Raw genomic sequence first — 19,975 nt, 5'->3', positions numbered from 1 at the left:
TATAAAATAGCTTATCGTCCATAACTTACATACTTTTTAGTTTATCTAAAAGAAAGACGGGCTACCAAAAAGTCTATAAATGCCCGAGTTTTGGCTGGTAAATTAGAAGTACTAGGATAAAGTAATTGAATATTTTGTAACGGTAACGAGAAGTCAGGAAATAACCGAATTAAGCGGTTTTGTTGAATATCTTCATCAACTAACCATGCTGGGCAAATCGCAATACCTAATGATGACAGCGCCATTTGATGAATTGCGGTTACCGAGTTTGATTCATACTGACTTCGAATAAAAGGTAATGAATATTGCTCGCCTAAACTATTTTGCAAAATATATTGTGAATCTTGCCAATTTAATAAGGTGTGACCAATCCAAGGAACATCTGCCAAATCGGATATATTTTCTACAGGATGGTTTTGTATAAATTGCGGAGTAGCCACAAGATAAATTGGATATTCTCCGATTTTTCGAGTTTTTAGAGATGAATTCTTTAAATTTCCTAGCCGTATAACAAGATCTAATTTTTCAGTGACTAAATCATCAAGCGATGAATTAAACGAATATTGTAGTCGTAAATGTGGGTAAAGCCGACAAAACTCAGGAAGTAAAGGCAGAATAAAGCGTTGACCAAATTCATTGGTAGATGAAAACCGTAAAGTGCCTGTAATGCTCGTACCTAAATGTTGGCTTCGCTCAAAAGCCTCATCAATCTGAAGCTGGATTTGTTTAAAATCTTGATAAAAATGCTGACCTATTTCAGTTAATGCAATATTACGGGTGTTTCGAATTAAGAGACTTGTATTTAACTGCTTTTCTAATTGTTTTATATCAATACTGACCATTGATCGGCTCAGTCCCAAAATTTCGGCAGCCTTAGTAAAAGATCCCGAATCGACAACTTGTAAAAAACTAGTAATTTGCTTGAGATTCTTTTGCACAATTCAGCCGATTGTTTGAAATTATTAAACAATGATTTTACTTCGCTTGCATCGACAATAAAAGAGCCGAATCTTACCCTGCCTGCACGGAGGTAGGTATGTCTTATCGATATAAAATAGCAACGGTGTTTTTACTTGGGTTCTTTATTGATTGCATTAACATTTTTATGTCAGCAATTGCATTACCTAATATTGCATCATCATTTTCAGTCAGCCAATCCATGGTCGCTTGGGTAACAAATGCCTATATTCTCGGCCTCATTTTAATCATGCCCATGAGCTTATGGTTAGCCACCAAGCTTGGGAACCAAAAGTTATTGTGTTATTCGATGCTGTTATTTTCTATAAGTATTTGCTTTATTGGATTTAGCGAATCGATTTATAGCTTAATCTTTTGGCGATTTATTCAAGGTATCGCTGGAGGTTTATTAATTCCCGTAGGCCAAGCACTCGTATATGCCTTATTTCCAAATCAAGAACGCCAACGCATTTCTACAATGATTATGGCAATTGCCTTAATTGCGCCCGCATTTTCACCCGCCCTTGGTGGTGTGATTATTGATTCATTGAGTTGGCGATGGGTGTTTTTTTCTAATCTTCCATTTTCTTTACTTGCCTCATTTCTAGCGTGGCTATGGGTTAAAAAAACAGAGAATGTGTCGAGTGAAAAACCAGACATAAAAGGCTTGGTTATTTTCAATATAAGCCTGTTATGTTTGTTACTCTCATTTTCCTTCTATAGTGATTACCATAACGCCTCATTCGCTCTAACTAGTTTTCTAATTTCAGTCGGAATGCTTATTTTTTATATTCGACATGCGAAAAAAATTTCCCATCCTGTTCTTAATCTTGAGTTATTAAAAAATAAAAATTTACGTAATGCATTTATTGTCTATTACGCTGTTCCCGGTATTTTTACAGGTGTTAATTTACTCAATATTTTTAATTTACAGGTTAACCTTGGCTTTAATGCAAAACAAACTGGCTCATTCATGTTGCTCTATGCAGCAGGTGCGCTAGTAGCAATGATCAGCGGTGGCCTGCTCTATCAAAAAATAGAAAAAAAATATTTACTTATTATTGGCATTACCCTTCATAGCCTTGGTATCTTTCTTTTATTTTTTATTTCAAACACTAGCTCCATAAGCTTTTTAGTATTCGCCTATTTAGTGATGGGTATGGGAGGTGGCTTAAGCGCCAATATTGCCCAAATCAGTTCGTTAATTGATTTCAAGGGTCAAGATTTACTACAAGGCAGTGTACTCTGGAACATCAATCGACAAGTTTCATTTAGTGTCGGTACTGTTGTTCTCATTTCGATATATAACTTGATGTCTGGCTCAAGCGATCTGCTTCGCTATCAACATACTTTTTTAATTGCAGCTTTACTCTGCTTACTCTCACTCATTCCCATTTTAAAGGAGAAAACCCATGTCTAATCAAATGGATCAGGCCATTCAAAGCGTGATTGACCTACACGTTTTGATCGAAAATGTATTTACAGGCCAAAATGCAGAGCAAAGTCTTAACTCACTTTTAGATAGTTTCGATCAAAATTTTAAGATGGTCACGGTTCAAGGCCACAGCATTGGTTTCGCCGAAGTGCATAGTTTATTTAGCCAAAATATCGGGAACAAACCTTCTTTAAAAATCGACATTATTAAGAGTACAGCTTTATACGAATTTGAAAATTATTGTTGGGTGCAATATCAGGAACATCAGCAAACGAGTGAAACCGAGACAGTACGGACTTCTACAGCCTGCATTAAAGTAGAAGGCGAAAAATGTTATTGGACTTATTTGCATGAAACTTTAGTTCCCTCATCTTATTAACTCATCTAGAGCACCTTAAAGATGGCACTTATTTTGCTTAACAATATTACGTTTTATGAAAATCGTAATACTGATCAAAATGGGGAGCTCTCGATATGGGTTATGTTGCAAAGGAATTTACGCGAAAGAACAAGCTGATTCTCAGTATTTGTTCTTTCGTTATTCCAATATGTCTTTGGTGCGCAATCAGTTACTTACCTTTTGTTTGGCATCATCAAGTACAAATCACGAGTTCGGGAAGTGTTTCTTACTTACAAGTAGGAAGTCGTGTTGATAAAAATGTGTTCTATCTCGAGGCACAAAATGCAGTCAATCGAAATTCTGCACCACCACAAGGTATTTTGGTCAATCCGATTTATTTACCCGCTCCTCATGAAGTCGCTCAAGCTTTGGTGACTGCATTTACTACGCCACCCGAACAACCTGATTCGCCGTGGTTTCATCAAAGTTTATGGCACAGTATTAAACTGGTATTTTCAGCTTTTTTCATATCTTCATTAATCGGGATTCCACTAGGTATTTTGTGTGGTTTTTCTAAGCGCATTTCACTGTTAACAGAGCCTTTTGTCGAGTTTTTCCGTTACTTACCTGCTCCTGCCTTTGGTGCACTTGCAGTGGCAATTTTAGGGATTAATGATGCACCTAAAATTGCAATTATTCTGATTGGTACGCTTTTTCAGCAAATTCTAATTATTGCCAATACCACCCGAATGGTAGATCGAAGCTTAATTGAAGCTGGCTATACCCTTGGCACCAATAAGCTCAAAAGTTTATTTCACGTGGTGATTCCTGCTGCCTTACCTGATATTTATCGAGACTTACGTGTGCTATTGGGCTGGGCTTGGACCTATTTAATTGTTTCAGAGTTGATTGGTACAACCTCTGGTATTACTTGGTTTATTACCCAACAGGCACGCTATCAAAACTTTGACAATGTCTATGCGGCTATTTTGATTATTGGGGTGATTGGACTGGTCTGTGATTGGGTATTAATGAAGTTAGGTGAGCGGATGTTCACTTGGAAAGTAGGAGCAAAGTAATGAATGATTCAACATTTAACGCGCATGAATACTTTCAAAAAATTTATGAACGTCCTGTTATTTTAGAAGCTAAACAACTGAGCCAAGTCTTTAAGCATGGACAAAGCGAACGCACTGTTTTAAATAAGCTCGATTTAAAAATTCATAAAAGAGAATTTGTTTGTGTGATTGGTCCTTCTGGTTGCGGTAAATCGACACTGAGCCGTGTCATTGCAGGTTTAGACGCATACCATAGTGGTGAAGTTTTAGTAGACGGCGAATGCATTACGGGTCCATGTCCTGAACGCGGCATGGTGTTTCAGGGTTATACCCTTTTCCCTTGGAAAACTGTAAAAGAAAACGTGATGTTTGGCCCACAAATGCGAGGAGCTAGTCAAATGACAGCTGAAGCTCAAGCACGCGAATGGATCAATATTATTGGTTTGGAAAAATATGAAAATCAGTATCCACACCAACTTTCTGGTGGTATGAAACAGCGCGTTGCGATTGCTAGAGCTTTAGTTAATCAACCTAAAATCTTACTCATGGATGAACCTTTTGGTGCACTCGACCCACACACTCGTCAAAAAATGCAAAAACACTTAATGGATTTATGGCAAAACATTGATATCACCATTATTTTTGTGACTCATGACATGGATGAAGCCATTTTACTGGCAGACCGAATTGTGGCACTCAAAGCCAACCCAGGTGAAGTTAAGGAAATTATTGAAGTTAATTTACCACGTCCACGCTCACTGGACTTAATGACTACCCCTGAGTTTAAACAGCTCCGCTCACGGGTAGATTATCTAGTACATGCTGAAGAAGATGAACTTGACCCAGCTTTGCAAGATTTACCAAAAATTCCGCGTATGACTCAGGTCAGTACAGAGAAATAAGTAAGACATTAAAAAGCCCAAGCTGAACTTGGGCTTTTTTTATTTGGCTTATTTGAGCTGTTCTATCAGTGTTGGATAAATCAGCCCATCTACATTTTGTTCAGTTTTATAAATACCGTTTTCAACGTTAAATTTATTGACGTGATAAGTAGAGCCATAAATCGAGTCAAAACCTTCCGATTTAGCAAATACTTTTTTATTGGCATTGATATCTAATAAATGTGTACCGCTGACCATCGACTCATATTGTTTTGGGTCGACCCCTGAACGGTTTGCCATAATTTTAACTGCATCGGCATGAGTTGCAGGGTCATTAATATATTTAACTGTTTTGTCCCACACCTGAATGATTTTTTTCCATTCTTCTTGATGTGCAGTTAAGTGGCTCATGTTGACGGTCAAAGTGTCATAAATTAAACCCGGCTTGTCTTTAGAGGTATAGATAATTTTAGAACCTGCCACTGCTTTTAATGCCTGACCTGCAACGGGTTGCCAAACAGCGATTGCAGAAATATCTGGGCTATTAAAAACTTGAGGTAATTGGTTTGTCGCCGAATTTACCAGCTTTATCTCATTCGCTTTAATGTTATGGTCGGTTAAAGCAGTTGCTAGTAAAAGATGATCAACCAAGCCTTTTTCGACACCGATTGATTTTCCTTTTAAGTCTTGAATGGTACTAATACCCTCTTTTGCAATAATGACATCATTGCCCGCAGAATAATCTGTTGCCATGATCATCATGCCTTGCGTGCCACCCGAAGCTGTTACTAAGTTATCGCCATTGGTGACCAACACAGCATCGAGCTGATTTGCTGAAAAGGCTGACAGAGAAGCCGAATAATCAAACCATTTAAATTCTACATTCAACCCTGCTTCTTTTAACCAACCTTTTTCAATAGCCACTTGCCAAGCCACCCAGCCCGGCCAATCACTATAGCCAATGGTAATTGGTTTTGTATTTGTGGCTGCCTGAGCATCTTGTTTAGCCTCGGGCACTTTAGCTGTATTGTCACATCCACCCAATACAACTGCCGATAAAATAGATACGGATAAAAACGCTTTTTTAATCATATAGAAACTTCCCCAATATTTTTACTAACAACACTTTGAGCGGTTTGACTGAGTGACTGTATATAGGCTCGCCAGCCTCCAAAATGGCTAATATCAGTTGCATCTTGAATGGCATAAGCTTCACAAATAAAGCCTTTGACCCATGTTCCATCTTTTAGTTTGAGGTTGCCAATGCCAAGCGGTGCAGGCACTTCAGCCACAATCGCCCCAAAATTTGCTAAAGGAACATCCCACACTTCAACTTCAATGGAAGTACCTGCTGCATCGCATTGCAGGCCGGGTTTTGGTGGTGTGGTATTTTTTAAAGCAAAGAGCTTATAGGTATCTGCGGTCTGAGTTTTCTTGAGCAAAGTAGCATTACGGCTAGTCAGCTGAAAATTAAGGGGCATACCTGTTAAGTGAGCTCCCACAACCGCAAGCTGCACTGAATGATTCGACTGGATCTCTATACTTTTTTGATAATGTTGAGTTGATTTACCTAAACCCAGCAGTGTTTCGGTTTGCCAAAGCTGCGCAAAATTTGCCAGTGCCTGATCGTGCCAAGCTGGAGCAATAAAGGTTACCCCGCTTGGTAAACCGTCATCACGCAGTACATTTGGTAAGGCTAAAGCAGAAAGATCTGAAAAATTGACAAAGTTGGTATAGGCCCCCATGTGCGCATTTTTAGTCAACGGGTCGGCTTCAACTTCGGCAATGGTATAAATGGTTGGCGCTGTCGGAACCATCAATGCATCAAAAGGCTGTAACGCCAAATTAATTTTTCGCGCCAGTACAGCGCGGTTATATTCAGCTTGAAGTGCATCTGTTGCTTTGAATTTATCTGCCTGCGCAATAATTTGAGCAATGACTGGATGAGCCTTTTCACGTGTTGTCATACGTTCAACGGCGACTGTTCTTTCCGCTACCCAAGCATCGTTATACAGTGCAACGGCAAGCTCATTAAACGCGCTGAAATCTATACTCTCAACTTCATAACCGAGTTTTTTAATGCGCTCAATTGCAACTAAAAAGGCTTTTTCAGATTCAAGATCACCATAAAATTCAAGCTGGGCAGGAATGGCAATTTTTCGTTTAGAAAACTGAGTTGGTACATTGGCTGGATGTGCTCGTGAATATTCATCTGCCTCATCATATCCCTGCATTAAACTGGCAACGGTCCAAGCATCATCAATATGCAGCGCAAAAATAGAAATGACATCAATGGTTTGACATGCAGGAATTAAACCTGTGGTAGAAAACCAGCCCTTTGTCGGCTTAAGGCCCACAATATTGTTATGACCCGCAGGTACACGCCCTGAACCTGCCGTGTCTGTTCCTAAACTAAAAGGCACAATACCATTGGCAACCACTACTGAAGAACCAGAGCTTGACCCACCGCTAATATATTCGGGATTAAAACTATTTTTTACTGCACCGTATGGAGAGCGAATGCCAACCAGCCCCGTTGCAAACTGATCGAGGTTAGTTTTGCCCACCACAATCGCCCCTGCTTTTTTCAACTTGGCAACTACAGTGGCATCTTGCTTAGCTAAATATTGAACCTCTTTACAGGCAGCAGTCGTGTGAAAGCCAGCGACATCAATGTTGTCTTTGACTGCAAATGGCACGCCGTATAGAGGTAGGTCAGCAATATTCTGGTCTTTTAAAATATCAATTTGCGATTGAATCTGCTCGTTCGATGCAATTTCAATCCACGCATTATCATCATTTTTAATTTCTGCAACGTAGCCAATCAGATCTGCAAGATGGATTTGCCCGTTTTGATATGCTGTTTTCCAGTCTTGAATTGTCCATAAATTTTTCAACACGCTACTCCTCATTTAGTCATTTTGCTGTATAGGCGGCATCACGGCATCCATCAGTTCTAAATGCCCTTTAATTACCCCTTTCAGCACAATAAATTGCTGGCTAATTTGTCTAAGCTCAGAACTTGCGCCCTGCATTAGCATGACTTGCAATATCTTTTGCTGGTCGAGCTGGATATGAAGTGAACTAATTACCTGTGCTAAAAACTGTTGTTGTAAATCAACCAATTGATTACGCAAGGTCATCTGGCTAGCGTCGTAAAGCAGCGTCAAGGTGCCCACCATGACTTCATTGGCCTGTGCCTGCTCTGCAATCAGGTGTTTATTAATCATGTCGACAATTGCTTGCGAGCGACTTTCATAGTTCTGCTCGACAATTTTTTGGTCGAGTGCGTTGAGTGTCGTTTCAGGCACGGTAATACTGATTCGAGCTAACTTTTGTTTTGCCACAGTCTTATCCTTTTGTTTTAGTCGGATAATTGTTTTGTTTGATATATACGCCTGCGCGAACGCTGAGCAATTCGACTAAAAAGGCTTTTAAAGTTTGCTTTGGTTGAGCCACGGGTTTTACATCGTTCATATCGCACCTCTAGCTTGGTATTACCAAATTCAGTTTTTGTATTACTGATAAGAGATGCAGAAAATGTGCCAGTTTTAAAGCGTGGTTTTGATAGGCTGGGCAGAAATTTGTGAGTGATTTTTGGGCAAAAAAAAGCCCCATGCACAGAGATAGGGCTAATATTTAAGTTTTAAAAACTAATTTTTTAATGTTATTTCGGACTAATCATCGTATGTGCCCATACCGATAAAGACTCTAAAACAGGCTTGAAAGTCTGGCCCAATTCGGTCATTTCATAAACCACCTTAATCGGTGCTTTTTCACCATAAACAGTTCTGGATATTAAGCCACTTTGCTCTAGCTGTTTAAGTTGGAGGCTTAAAGTCATTTCAGTGATGGTTGGCATTAATTGATTGATTTCATTAAAGCGTTTTGGCCCATCTTTTAGATAATACATAATAACGCCTTTCCATTTTCCACCCACCAAATCCATAGCCATACTGATATGACATGGATACGTTTTTCCATTCATGGTGATTTCACATTTATTTTCAGTATTTGCCACTTTTAACGCCACCTATCAACTTTGATAGTTATTGTACACCCATACTATAAAAATTATAGTGACTATGATTTTTATAGCTACAAGGCATTATTATGGCTTTACTTATTTTGGCCCATCCCTACTACGCTCAATCAATTGCAAATAAAACGATAGTGAATGAACTTATAAAAACCTATCCGGACCTTGAAGTGCGAGATATTTTCCAGCTCTATCCGGACTATCAAATTGATGTAAGTGCTGAACAAGAAGCGTTGTTACGCCACGACACCATCATTCTGCAATATCCAATGTTCTGGTTTAATATGCCGGCAATTTTGAAATTATGGTTTGATGAAGTTTTTACTTATCAGTTTGCTTATGGCTCTCAGGGCGATAAATTAAAAGACAAAAAAGTCATTATTAGTATGACGGTCGGCCAAACAGAAGCAAACATGGTGAACGACCAAGAAAACTTAATCGATAGCTTTTTAAAAGCGGTTCAATATTCAATTCAATATACGCAAATGCAGTTAAGCGCCACTTACTTGCTTTATGACGTATCACCTTTATCAGGTAATCCAGAGTCGAAAATTAAATTAGAAGCGGTTGAACATGGTCATAAAGTATTAAAGCATTTGACCGAAGCATAAGGTTTAAAGAGAGCATCAATATCGATGCCCTCTTTTGGGTTTAAGCGACAGGTGCCAAGGTAAATAGCACTTGTCCCGTTTTTACAGTTTGCCCTTTTTCAATGGTAATGGTTTCAACCTTCATGCGTTCGGGGGCAATAATCGGGATTTCAATTTTCATTGCCTCAATCACCGCAAGAGTTGCACCTTCTTCAACAATATCTCCCGACGCGCATTCGATTTTCCAGATTGACCCCGGCATATGCGACTCAACTGCACAGCCCCCTTCAGGAATAACTACGGTTTCACCTTCATCAACTGCATCTAGGCTTTCAGAGATATATTCTTGCAAACCGGCTTCATGCCAACGGCGTCGTTCAGCCTCAAAATTGGCTTGTTGCATGTCTTTAAAGGCTTGAATGCTGTCTTGATGTGTTTTTAAAAACTCGTTGTATTCTTTTAAATTGAGCACACCATCTTCAATGCGAAGTTGTAGACGGCCTGCCTTAAAGTCTTCACGCATTTGCAGAAGTTTAGTCTCAGAGACTTCATAAAACTTAACTTGGTCAAAAAAGCGCAGTAGCCACGGTTTGCCATCTTCGAAGTCGGCATTTTTACGGTAACGACTCCACATTTGGGTAGTACGGCCAACAAACTGGTAGCCACCCGGCCCTTCCATACCGTACACACACATATAGGCACCACCGATACCCACGGCATTTTCAGGTGTCCAAGTTCGCGCAGGGTTATATTTTGTAGTGACTAACCGTTGGCGTGGGTCGAGTGGTGTCGCAACTGGCGCGCCCAAATACACATCGCCTAAACCCATAACTAAATAATTTGCACTGTAAACCACATCTTTAACCGCTTGCTTTGAAGCTAAACCATTAATACGGCGAATAAACTCGACGTTATCCGGGCACCACGGTGCATCTGGACGAACAATTTGCGTATAGCGCTCGGTTGCGAGTTGAGTTTGTGAATCTTCCCAAGCTAAAGGCAAATAGACAGTCCGTGAAGAAACCTGCATATTTTGAATGTCGGGTAACTCGGCTTCTGCTTGTTGAAGTTTCTGTAAAAGCTCAAGTTGATCGAGCTGGATTGAATCAAAATGAATTTGTAGTGAACGAATGCCCGGTGTTAGGTCAATAATGCCCTGAATGTTTTGATCTTTGACCCATTGCATGAGTGCATGAATACGGAAGCGTAAATTCAGATCGAGTACCAACTCGCCATATTCCACCAACAAATAGCTATTTCCAGCTGGTCGATAGGTCACACTTGGTAAGTCGGCTTCACCCTCTAAAGTTGCTAAAACTGCATCTTTTAGAGTATCGGGTTCTGCTTGAATGGCTGGATTAAAATCAATGTGAGTTATATTAGTCGAGATTAAGCTTTGATGATATTGTTGATCAAGTGCTTTCGCTTGCGCATAACTCACAGGCACAAATTTGACTTTATCGCCTGCTTTAAGTTGCCCGATTTTCCAAAGCTCGGAATGAATGACTACCGCGGGACATACAAAGCCGCCTAAGCTCGGACCATCCGGACCCAAAATAATTGGCATATCTCCCGTAAAATCAATTGCCCCAATGGCATAAGCATTGTCGTGAATATTGGATGGATGTAAGCCTGCCTCACCGCCGTCTTCACGTGCCCACTCAGGTTTTGGGCCAATTAAGCGAATGCCTGTGCGGCTTGAGTTATAGTGAATTTCGAACTCATTGGCAAAGAAGGTATCAATATCTTGTTTAGTGAAAAAGTCTGGTGCGCCATGTGGACCATACATCACTGCGATTTCCCAGTTTTGGGTAAAGCTAGGAATTTGTGCTTGAGCCAATGCAGTGGTCGAGTGAGTTGAATATTCAGTAATCGGCAGCATGTCACCAATTAATAAATTACGTCCTGCATGCCCACCAAACTGCCCTAAAGTAAAAGTTGCTTGTGACCCCAAATACTCAGGAACATCGAAACCACCTTTAACGCCAATATAGCTACGGCAACCTGAACGAATGATGCCGCACTTTAAAATCTGGCCTTTTTTCACATTGATGGTTTGCCACATCGGTACATGTTCACCATCAAGTTTTGAAGGCATATCACCGCCGGTAATCACAATTTGGCTATCGCAGTGAAACCTTAAAGCTGGCCCTTGCAAGGTACACTCAAGCCCTGCCGTATTTGGTTCATTGGCTAGAAGCTGGTTTGCCACAGTTAAACTGAGTGGATCGATCGCACCTGATGGCGGTACACCGACATCCCAATAACCTAGTCGACCTGTTACGTCTTGAATGGCGGTTTGAATACCAGCTTGCAACACCTCAATTTTTTGAGTTTTCCATTCAAAAGTATTTAAAAATCGGGTGGTTTGAGTACCTAAAGCAAACACATCGCAAGCAATAATGTTTTGCAAATACTCCAAATTGGTTTCAATGCCAGCCACTTGTGTATTTGCAAGACTAGCACTCATTGTCTGTATGGCTTGGTCCCGTGTTGCAGCAGTCACAATGATTTTGGCAATCATCGGGTCATAAAAAGACGATACGGTTGAACCTGTTTCTACCCATGTTTCGACTCGTGCTTGCGGGTCAAATTTAACATGGGTAAGTAAGCCAGCACTCGGCTGGAACTGTTTAATCGGGTCTTCGGCATAAAGACGAACCTGAATAGAATGTCCTGTTGGTTCTAACTTTTCTGTTGGTGCTGACCAGTCGCCACTTGCCAAGGTGACCATCCACTCAACTAAATCGACACCAAACACTTGCTCGGTCACGCCGTGCTCAACTTGCAAACGCGTGTTGACCTCTAAGAAATAAAATTCTTGGGTTTCAGTGTCCATGACAAACTCAACTGTGCCTGCCGAGCGATAGTTCACCGACTGCATCAGGTGAATGGCAACTTTTTGAAGGTAGTCACGTTGCTGTTCATTTAAGTGAGGCGCTGGTGTTTCTTCAATGACTTTCTGATTACGGCGTTGCACCGAACAATCACGCTCCCCCAAAGCTAACACTTGCCCTTGTCCATCACCAAAAATTTGAACTTCAATATGGCGCGCATGTTGTACAAATTTCTCTAAGTACAAACCCGCATCTTTAAAATTGACCTGCGCTAAATAAGATACGGTTTGATAGGCATCTTTTAATTCGGTTTCATTCCAGACCAAACGCATGCCAATACCACCGCCACCCGCGGTACTTTTAAGCATGACCGGATAACCAATACGGGCCGCTTCAGTTAAAGCTTCAGCTTCGTCTGCAAGTAGTGAACTACCCGGAAGTAAAGGCACGTTGCTTTTAATAGCGAGTTCACGGGCCGTATGTTTTAAACCAAAATCGAGCATTTGGCTTGAAGTTGGCCCAATAAAAGCAATGCCTTGGCTTTCACACAAATCACAGAACTCGGCATTTTCAGACAAAAAACCATAACCGGGGTGAATGGCTTCTGCCCCCGACTGTTTTGCAACCTCAAGGATTTTTTCAATATTTAAATAGCTTTGATGAGCAGGAGCAGGACCAATCAGAAAAGCTTCATCGGCCAAAGTCACGTGTAAAGAATCACGGTCGGCTTCGGAGTAAACTGCAACCGAAGCAATACCGAGTTTTTTAAGGGTACGAATTACGCGACAGGCAATTGCACCGCGGTTAGCAATTAGAACTTTTTTAAACATGCTTACACCCCTTCCGCTTCACGGACAACCAGTTGAATTTTGGTTGGGTTATAGGCATTACATGGGTTGTTCAGCTGCGGACAATTGGAAATTAAAACAATTAAATCCATTTCTGCCCGAACTTCTACATATTTACCTGGTGCTGAAATTCCATCATCAAATTTAAGCTGACCGTCTGGCGTAACAGGCACATTCATAAAAAAGTTAATATTTGGGCCGATATGACGGACATTTAACCCATGCTTTTTTGCAATGGGATGTTTTGCCAAGGCATACATAAAATTGTTCCGGCAACTATGCATAGGATAAGTTTCATGTGCATAGCGAACTGTATTACTTTCACATGAACAGGCACCACCAATCGTGTCATGACGCCCACAGTTATCATCGTGAATAACCGCAATTGGGCGGCCAAAGTTACTATAGAGCTTCGTACCCTTTTCTAAATAAATGTGTTGGTTGATCGCCAAGGTATCCATTGCACTATAACGCTCAGTTGGGTTTTCGGCGCTCATAAACAAAGTATCGACCGCTTGGTTTCCCTCAAGATCAATAATTCGAAAATATTGGCCCTTTTTAACCTCGCACATCCACGCTTCACCCGCAGGACAAACCTCATTTAAAACTGCTTTTTCAAATGATTGTAAAACTGTCATGATGCTTCTCCTGATTTAAATATTGTTAAGTGCGTAGTAGCGGGCTGTGTTTTGAAACGCACGCTGATTTTGCGAACACGCATCACGACAAATATCGCTATCTGTTAAAGGATTGGCTTTAAATAAACTGAGTTGAATATCGGCGGGTTGATAGCTTGGGCTGGTGTCTAGACCATGCGGCGCGGCAGATAAAAATAGCAGGCAGTCCATTTCAAAACGCAGTTCAATAGTTTGATCGGTGTTGTCAGAACTGACATAGGACAAAGCACCACTTTCATCTGCCGCAACTTTAGAAAATAGATTAACGGCGGCACTAAGGTCTTGGCTGGCAAGTCCGTATTTACACATTTCAATGAGTAGGCTATCTAAGCCGTTTTGGTACATATCATTGCGGGCATCTTGAAATGTACAAGTACCGAATTGCTTTTCAATTTGTTCTGGTCGGCTTGGACCACAGAGTGCATCGTTCCAACCATGATCATCATGAACAATTGAAGCCATGACACGGCCAAGGTCTGAATACAGTACATTGGAAGCTTTTAAATAGGCTGTGTGTTGCCCTTTTAAACTGTCAGGCATGTTAAAGCGTTCAAGCACATCGGCAGCATTTACACAAAACAAAGAAACGTTTGCTTGCGCGCCAAGTGATTTAAATCTAAGAATGGTTCCCTTTTGAATACGGCCCGACCAGTGATGTCCACCGGGTAAAAGTTCGGTCCAAATCGCCTGATTGTTATGATAATTTGCAGTGTTCATAGCTACTCCTGTCGGATAGTTTTAGACTTCCTCCCGGGCTTTTATCCCTCCGTGTAGTTCGCTAGGAACCGTGAACTCTCGGTCCAGTCATACATGAAGTATCGGAACCCTAGATCACTTTTGATTGTTTATGACTATGCAAAGGACATGCCAGCTTAGTATTACGTTTTTGATTAAAAGTAATACTAAATTTGAGCAATTTGGGTGCGGTTTAAAATACAAAGTAAAAAGCTGCACTAAAAATTGTGCATTTCATAGCATCAGTACCGCATCGACACCGCAGTAATTATCTCAATAGGGATTTGAATAATATTTAATGAATGCACAGCAATTTTAATTAGGAATGTTTTTCTTATTGATCTAACAAAAAGCCAATCATCTCTACAGTAAAATGATTGGCTCTGCCATAGAGACTGGGCTTAATCTAACTTGAGCTGCTGTCTGAGCTTTAAGATATCCACCAATCCTTTATCTCTGGTTTGGTATAAATCGATATCTTCATATTGTGTTAACAGCTGGTTGGTTTGTGTTTCTAATAAGTCTGTTGTCTCATCAGAATGTTGAAATGCTTGCATATCGTTCCACCATTCTGTCATTGGTGGGCCTAAATGATGAATCGCCTCTTTAAAGCCCTTTTGGTTTGCAAGCTGCATATTAATATAGGGGCCAAATAGTGCCCATCTTAAACCCGGCCCACTAGTAATCGCGACATCGACATCTTCGGCAGAGCACACGCCTTGTTCAACCAGTGAAAAGGCTTCTCGCCATAGCGCAGCTTGCAAGCGGTTTGCTACATGCCCTTTGACTTCTTTATTTAAAACGATTGGATTCTTGCCCAATTGTTTATAGAACTCGGAAGCCTGTTTTAAAATTTGTGGAGACGTCAAATTACCACCAACAATCTCAACCAAAGGTAAAAGATGAGGCGGATTAAAAGGATGCCCTAGTAAAATACGTTCAGGATGTTTGGCCTCTTTTTGAAAATCAGACACTTTTAAGCCTGACGAACTTGAAGCAATAATGGTGTGTTCAGGGCAATATGATGTGATTTCTTGATATAGCTTTTGTTTTACATCCAGACGTTCAGGGGCATTTTCTTGAATAAAATCTACATCTGAAACTGCATCTTTTAAGTGATTAGAAATTTCCAGATGAAGCAGTACATCTTGTAGAGAATGGGTGTATTCAGAGTTTCCATCCAAAGCCAATAAATCATTTAAATTTGCGTATATTCTTTTTTTAAAAATCGCTTCATCTATAGGATACAGGTCATAAACCTTAACTTTAAATCCTTTATATAAAAATAAGGCGGTCCAACTTGCTCCAATTACGCCTGCTCCTACCACACCAACCGTTTTAATAACTTCCATATTTTCCTCGTAAAAATGTTGTTTTATTCGAAATTTCTTTACCCAATTGAATGCTTAAACAAACATAGCAGATTCAACCAATCAATAAATTTAATTGTTTATATTTTATATAATTTGTCCTATATTCCCTATCTTGAAAATTTATTCCTTTCGCCAGCACAGCTTAATCTTTTACCATTTTCTAACCGTTATTTACTGAATTTTATGTCAAAAAATCTAGCAACATTGATTGGTCTAAGCGCCATTCTCATGTGGGCATCTATGGTCGGTCTGATGAAACAAGTCAGTGCCGCCATTGGACCTGAGCTAGGTGTTACGCTTATTTATTCTTTAAGTGCGCTACTGTTGCTTGCCATTTTCAAAGTTCCAGACTTTAAGCAGATTTCTAAAAAATATTTAATATTAGGTACAGTCCTGTTCGTTGCTTACGAACTGTGTTTTTCATTTGCAATTGCTTACTCTCAAAGCCCTCAACAGGCAATTGAAGTCAGCATTGTTAATTATCTGTGGCCGAGTTTAACGGTTTTGGCTTTTGTTATTTTTAAGGAATTAAAGTTTAATTTTCTTATTATTCTCGGCTTGCTTATTTCAATTTCCGGCATTATTTTTATTCAAACTGGAAGCGGTGATTTTAGTCTAAGTAGCATTGTCGATAATTTGCATAGCAACCCTCTGAGCTATATTTTGGCATTTGTAGGTGCCATTATTTGGGCTTTTTACTGTGTACTCACCAAAAAAATGAGTAATGGGCAAAACCCGATCTCTATTTTCTTTGTTTGTGTCGCACTCACACTATGGCTCAAGCTGCTTCTCTCTGGGCAATTTGCCATTCCTTCAATGGATATTCCAACTGTAATCACCCTTTTAGTTGCATCCGCTGCAATTGGCTTTGGCTATGCGGCATGGAACATTGGCATCATTCATGGAAACATTACCATGCTTGTGGTTGCCTCGTATTTCACCCCTATTATTTCATCTATTTTGGCGATGTTTGTTTTACAAACTCAATTGTCCTTAAGCTTTTGGCAAGGAACAGCCATGGTTACGGCTGGTTCATTTATTTGCTGGATTTCAACCAACTGGTCTGTGATTCAACCTTTCTTTAAAAAATTAAGAAATAAAAAACCGTAACGAGCAGAATTAAAACGAGTCACAATTACTCGTTATTTCACCGTAGTGCTGTAAAAGCTATCAATGGCATCAACCATTTGAGATAAACCCGGTTGCTCTAATGGGTAATGCCCTGCATTTTCCAATATTACGGTTTTTACAGGTACCTTCTGAATACGGCTAAGAAATGGTGTACTTAAGTCAAGTGAAGTCCAACGGTCTTTTTCCGGTTGAGTTAACAATACTGGGCACACATCAAACTCTTCAGGCGTCACTTCAGGTTTGTAATGTATATATGAGTCTAAAAATGTGAGTGAAACCGAGTTACCAGCCGAAGTTTTATCTTTCATAAAGGCCTTTAAAGCCTCTTTATTGTTCACCAAAGTACTCATTTTACTTGCCCAGCTCATTGGAATCCGCATTGAGGCCAGAGGTGTTTTTGCAGTCAAATGCGCAATTGGTGTCCCTACTCGACTCATAAATAAGTTACTTGCTACAGTGTCTGTAACCTTCTGACTACTTGTGTCAAGAAAGGTCATTCCAACAATTGCTTTCACTTTTTTATTCTTAGCTGCAACGTGATACGTCAGCATTCCACCTGCGCTTAAGCCATACAGCACAACCGGACGACTATCTTTTGCTAATTCAATATCAATTAAATCACTACCAGCCTGCACCCAATCGTTATAGCTAATAACCTTGCCTTTGCTAACTTGAGTGACACCATAGCCCGGCATATCGACTGCAATTGTTTCATATGCCCGATCAGCCAATGGTTTACCTAAAATCATCGACATTTGTCGGCCATTCGTACCTACACCATGAAATAAAATCACTTTAATTTTTGCATTTGGATTTCGATAAGTATCCAAATGGATGTTATTACCATTCCAAGCCCACCATTCTTCTTTTGGTAACTGCTCTTTAGGAATATGAAATTCGTGAGGAAGAAATTGTTCAATTTGTTGCCAAGCAGCTTGATTTTGATAACCCATTGCCGAATCTCCTGATTTTATTTCTTTAGCGGCAGATGCACTTGTGACACAGACCATTAGACCTATTACACTTATTTTACTTATTAAATACCGCATAACGCCTGCGGGCTTTGTTGGTTGAACAGCATTCATTTTTGTTGTACTCGTTCTTATCCCAAGCATAGATATTAGGCGTTTAAATTTTAATTAACCATGTTAGGTTAGAGCAGATGTTTTAGTATTTAGGTCAATTGATAAATTCAGGGTCTGAGTGCTAAAGACTTAAAACTCCGATGAAGTAGAATTCCCCCATTGCCCAAAGCGTGCTAATATCCAAATTCTGACAATCACCAATGTCAAAATTATTTTCAGAGGAAATAAGATGTTAAAAACTCAAAAAATCAACATCGTACAAGAATTTGATGCACCCGTAGACAAGGTCTTTGCAGTCTTGAGTGAACATGAAAACCTAAGCAAACTTTTCGCTCCTGCTAAAGTGACTCGCATTAGCAACGGAAAAGACGCTCGTAATGGTGTGGGTTCTGCTCGTAAAATGTCTATACCATTTACACCTTCATTTGTAGAAACAAATTTAGTCTACAAAGAAAATGAACTGATCGAATATGCAATCACAAGCGGTATTAGCCCAATTAAAGGTCACCGTGGTGTAATGAAGTTTATTGATTTGGGAAACAACCGTACTCGTTTGGATTACACCATTAGCTTTAAAGGTCGAGTGCCTTTTCTTGGCCCCATCATTAAAGCAGCTTTACAAAATGGCGTAAGCCGCGGACTTAAAAAACTTAAGTTTTAATCGCTAACTTAAAAAGTAAAAGGCCCGATCTAGGGCTTTTTATTGGTCCACAAAAACAAAAGCCGACTCGTTAAAGTCAGCTTAATACCACAGTGTGAGAAAATTGCTTAAATAGTTATTGTTCGTGGCAATCTTCTATCTATTTTCTTTTTCTACCATTAATTTACACCTTGGTTATGACTGTTTGATTAAAAAGAAATCAAAAATACCAAATAAAATGCAAATTAATTCACTCTTAACAAAATAAATGCAATTCAATTAACACTTATTAAAAATGATGTATATCAACTACATCTTTAGAAATTTTCTAAAGTTTAGTATGCTGAAAATAACTTACTAATTAATAGAAAATAAGCAATACAATGGAACATCAGAGTTTGTTAAAGGAATTAAATTCGCTTATTGAATATTATTCCAAAAGAACAGATTGTCCACCTACCAGAATTCGTATAGGTTACAGAGCCTATGCCAAACTCATGCAGAATCCAAAATTTGCTGATGAAGTAACAAACTCTGCTTTAGATCCAAACAAACGTAAATATAAAAAGATGAAAATCAAAGTCACTAAAGATGACGATCAACTAGAGCTCGAATAAATAAAAAGCCCAATGACGGGCTTTTTACTTTTAAAAAGTGTGTGGATTTAGAGCTAAGAGAGCATTATTAAAAAATAATTTAGTAACTTGTCTCGCTCATCTACACTGTTTTTACTTAAAAGCTGAACCATTGCCCCATCAATCACGAACAAAAACATGTGGGCGTCTTTCATTGAAGCCGTAGTTTTGACGGTTAAAAGCAGTTTATAAATTTCGTTGATTAGCCAAGTTCTATATTCAATCACCACGCTATAGGCTTTTGGGTAGAGCTTTTCAATTTCAAAAATTGCTTTAAAGGGCAAATGATAAAAACCATTTAAGTCAGCATGTAAAAGGTAAATCTGCTTGAGTTTATCAAGCACCATTTGCTCTTTGTATGAATTAAGAATGGAGAACACTTTTACTTTGAGCGCATCTTTTTGAAAAGTCAGACACATCTCGATCAGTCGTTCTTTTGAGTGAAAGTCATTATAGAAAGTAGCTTTGGGAATTTTGGATTCCGCAATAATTCGGTCAACACCGACCTTATGAAAGCCATCTTGATTAAATAAATCTTTTGCTGCGTGAAGCACGCGCAGCGCTCTAAATGAAGATTCTAAATTTTTCATGTATACCGCTTAAAATAATTTTTTGTTGTATCTAAAAGAGATAGAAATGCCGTCACTCTTAAAATGAGTGCTAAAAAACAGGCATGGATAAGCCGCACAAAAATGTGCCCTAAGCTATCTCGGG

20 protein-coding genes and 1 riboswitch are annotated in these 19,975 nt (G+C 39.6%); of the genes, 8 read left to right on the top strand and 12 right to left on the bottom strand.

Annotation, left to right across the window (positions count from 1 at the left end):
- Nucleotides 1-41: 41 nt before the first annotated feature.
- Nucleotides 42-938 carry a LysR family transcriptional regulator gene (locus tag MKL38_RS18645; protein ID WP_035360871.1) on the bottom strand — a complete coding sequence of 299 codons (897 nt, stop codon included), beginning with the start codon at nucleotides 936-938 and terminating at the stop codon, nucleotides 42-44.
- A gap of 98 nt (nucleotides 939-1,036) precedes the next feature.
- Between MKL38_RS18645 and MKL38_RS18640 the strand changes: the two genes are divergently transcribed.
- The 4 genes from MKL38_RS18640 (at nucleotide 1,037) to MKL38_RS18625 (ending at nucleotide 4,692) form a co-directional block, all read left to right on the top strand.
- The gene (locus MKL38_RS18640; protein ID WP_270904074.1) at nucleotides 1,037-2,377 is read left to right on the top strand and encodes an MFS transporter; all 1,341 of its coding nucleotides are present in this window, start codon (nucleotides 1,037-1,039) and stop codon (nucleotides 2,375-2,377) included.
- The gene (locus MKL38_RS18635; protein WP_270904073.1) at nucleotides 2,370-2,771 is read left to right on the top strand and encodes a hypothetical protein; all 402 of its coding nucleotides are present in this window, start codon (nucleotides 2,370-2,372) and stop codon (nucleotides 2,769-2,771) included. The genes MKL38_RS18640 and MKL38_RS18635 overlap by 8 nt, the downstream gene beginning before the upstream one ends.
- A gap of 95 nt (nucleotides 2,772-2,866) precedes the next feature.
- Nucleotides 2,867-3,811, top strand: coding sequence for an ABC transporter permease (locus tag MKL38_RS18630; protein ID WP_270904072.1), 945 nt, complete (start codon nucleotides 2,867-2,869; stop codon nucleotides 3,809-3,811).
- Nucleotides 3,811-4,692, top strand: a complete 882-nt coding sequence (locus tag MKL38_RS18625) for an ABC transporter ATP-binding protein (RefSeq protein ID WP_270904071.1) — start codon at nucleotides 3,811-3,813, stop codon at nucleotides 4,690-4,692. Before MKL38_RS18630 ends, MKL38_RS18625 begins: the two co-directional genes overlap by 1 nt.
- Before the next feature lie 48 nt (nucleotides 4,693-4,740).
- On the opposite strand, the gene MKL38_RS18620 is transcribed toward MKL38_RS18625, so the two are convergent.
- The 5 genes from MKL38_RS18620 to MKL38_RS18600 all read right to left on the bottom strand — a co-directional run bounded on the left by MKL38_RS18620 (nucleotide 4,741) and on the right by MKL38_RS18600 (nucleotide 8,692).
- Nucleotides 4,741-5,763: an ABC transporter substrate-binding protein gene (locus tag MKL38_RS18620; RefSeq protein ID WP_270904070.1), complete on the bottom strand. Its 1,023-nt coding sequence runs from the start codon at nucleotides 5,761-5,763 to the stop codon at nucleotides 4,741-4,743.
- Nucleotides 5,760-7,571 carry an allophanate hydrolase gene (atzF, locus tag MKL38_RS18615; RefSeq protein WP_270904069.1) on the bottom strand — a complete coding sequence of 604 codons (1,812 nt, stop codon included), beginning with the start codon at nucleotides 7,569-7,571 and terminating at the stop codon, nucleotides 5,760-5,762. Before atzF ends, MKL38_RS18620 begins: the two co-directional genes overlap by 4 nt.
- A gap of 12 nt (nucleotides 7,572-7,583) precedes the next feature.
- The gene (locus MKL38_RS18610) at nucleotides 7,584-8,018 is read right to left on the bottom strand and encodes a CopG family ribbon-helix-helix protein (protein ID WP_001118705.1); all 435 of its coding nucleotides are present in this window, start codon (nucleotides 8,016-8,018) and stop codon (nucleotides 7,584-7,586) included.
- A gap of 4 nt (nucleotides 8,019-8,022) precedes the next feature.
- The gene (locus tag MKL38_RS18605) at nucleotides 8,023-8,148 is read right to left on the bottom strand and encodes a hypothetical protein (RefSeq protein ID WP_017390353.1); all 126 of its coding nucleotides are present in this window, start codon (nucleotides 8,146-8,148) and stop codon (nucleotides 8,023-8,025) included.
- Nucleotides 8,149-8,338: 190 nt separating this feature from the next.
- Nucleotides 8,339-8,692: a winged helix-turn-helix transcriptional regulator gene (locus MKL38_RS18600; RefSeq protein ID WP_270904068.1), complete on the bottom strand. Its 354-nt coding sequence runs from the start codon at nucleotides 8,690-8,692 to the stop codon at nucleotides 8,339-8,341.
- A gap of 92 nt (nucleotides 8,693-8,784) precedes the next feature.
- Here MKL38_RS18600 and MKL38_RS18595 point away from each other — a divergent pair, with 92 nt between their 5' ends.
- Nucleotides 8,785-9,321: an NAD(P)H-dependent oxidoreductase gene (locus MKL38_RS18595; protein ID WP_270904067.1), complete on the top strand. Its 537-nt coding sequence runs from the start codon at nucleotides 8,785-8,787 to the stop codon at nucleotides 9,319-9,321.
- 40 nt (nucleotides 9,322-9,361) lie between these two features.
- On the opposite strand, the gene uca is transcribed toward MKL38_RS18595, so the two are convergent.
- The 4 genes from uca to MKL38_RS18575 form a co-directional block, all read right to left on the bottom strand.
- Nucleotides 9,362-12,967 (bottom strand): urea carboxylase, encoded by a 3,606-nt coding sequence (gene uca / locus MKL38_RS18590; RefSeq protein ID WP_270904066.1) that lies wholly within the window; start codon nucleotides 12,965-12,967, stop codon nucleotides 9,362-9,364.
- Between the two features lie 2 nt (nucleotides 12,968-12,969).
- Nucleotides 12,970-13,623, bottom strand: coding sequence for an urea amidolyase associated protein UAAP2 (locus tag MKL38_RS18585; protein WP_005041686.1), 654 nt, complete (start codon nucleotides 13,621-13,623; stop codon nucleotides 12,970-12,972).
- Nucleotides 13,624-13,638: 15 nt separating this feature from the next.
- Nucleotides 13,639-14,379 (bottom strand): urea amidolyase associated protein UAAP1, encoded by a 741-nt coding sequence (locus MKL38_RS18580; protein ID WP_270904065.1) that lies wholly within the window; start codon nucleotides 14,377-14,379, stop codon nucleotides 13,639-13,641.
- A gap of 28 nt (nucleotides 14,380-14,407) precedes the next feature.
- Nucleotides 14,408-14,503: riboswitch (guanidine-I (ykkC/yxkD leader) on the bottom strand.
- 295 nt (nucleotides 14,504-14,798) lie between these two features.
- The gene (locus tag MKL38_RS18575) at nucleotides 14,799-15,749 is read right to left on the bottom strand and encodes a 3-hydroxyacyl-CoA dehydrogenase NAD-binding domain-containing protein (RefSeq protein WP_270904064.1); all 951 of its coding nucleotides are present in this window, start codon (nucleotides 15,747-15,749) and stop codon (nucleotides 14,799-14,801) included.
- A gap of 204 nt (nucleotides 15,750-15,953) precedes the next feature.
- Here MKL38_RS18575 and yddG point away from each other — a divergent pair, with 204 nt between their 5' ends.
- Complete coding sequence (gene yddG / locus MKL38_RS18570) at nucleotides 15,954-16,880, top strand: aromatic amino acid DMT transporter YddG (RefSeq protein ID WP_270904063.1); 927 nt, start codon at nucleotides 15,954-15,956, stop codon at nucleotides 16,878-16,880.
- 32 nt (nucleotides 16,881-16,912) lie between these two features.
- Here yddG and MKL38_RS18565 read toward each other — a convergent pair whose 3' ends face one another.
- On the bottom strand, nucleotides 16,913-17,986 hold the full coding sequence (locus tag MKL38_RS18565) for an alpha/beta hydrolase (RefSeq protein WP_270904062.1): 1,074 nt from the start codon (nucleotides 17,984-17,986) through the stop codon (nucleotides 16,913-16,915).
- Between the two features lie 229 nt (nucleotides 17,987-18,215).
- Between MKL38_RS18565 and MKL38_RS18560 the strand changes: the two genes are divergently transcribed.
- The gene (locus tag MKL38_RS18560; RefSeq protein WP_045125272.1) at nucleotides 18,216-18,647 is read left to right on the top strand and encodes an SRPBCC family protein; all 432 of its coding nucleotides are present in this window, start codon (nucleotides 18,216-18,218) and stop codon (nucleotides 18,645-18,647) included.
- Between the two features lie 362 nt (nucleotides 18,648-19,009).
- Nucleotides 19,010-19,243 (top strand): hypothetical protein, encoded by a 234-nt coding sequence (locus MKL38_RS18555; protein WP_003651015.1) that lies wholly within the window; start codon nucleotides 19,010-19,012, stop codon nucleotides 19,241-19,243.
- Nucleotides 19,244-19,296: 53 nt separating this feature from the next.
- Here MKL38_RS18555 and MKL38_RS18550 read toward each other — a convergent pair whose 3' ends face one another.
- Nucleotides 19,297-19,851 (bottom strand): TetR/AcrR family transcriptional regulator, encoded by a 555-nt coding sequence (locus MKL38_RS18550; protein ID WP_270904061.1) that lies wholly within the window; start codon nucleotides 19,849-19,851, stop codon nucleotides 19,297-19,299.
- Between the last annotated feature and the right edge of the window lie 124 nt (nucleotides 19,852-19,975).

It is taken from the genome of Acinetobacter sp. AOR14_HL (assembly GCF_027855175.1).
GTDB lineage: Bacteria > Pseudomonadota > Gammaproteobacteria > Pseudomonadales > Moraxellaceae > Acinetobacter > Acinetobacter calcoaceticus.
Note: the sequence above shows the minus strand (reverse complement) of the source record. Positions and strands in the feature narration are given on the sequence as shown.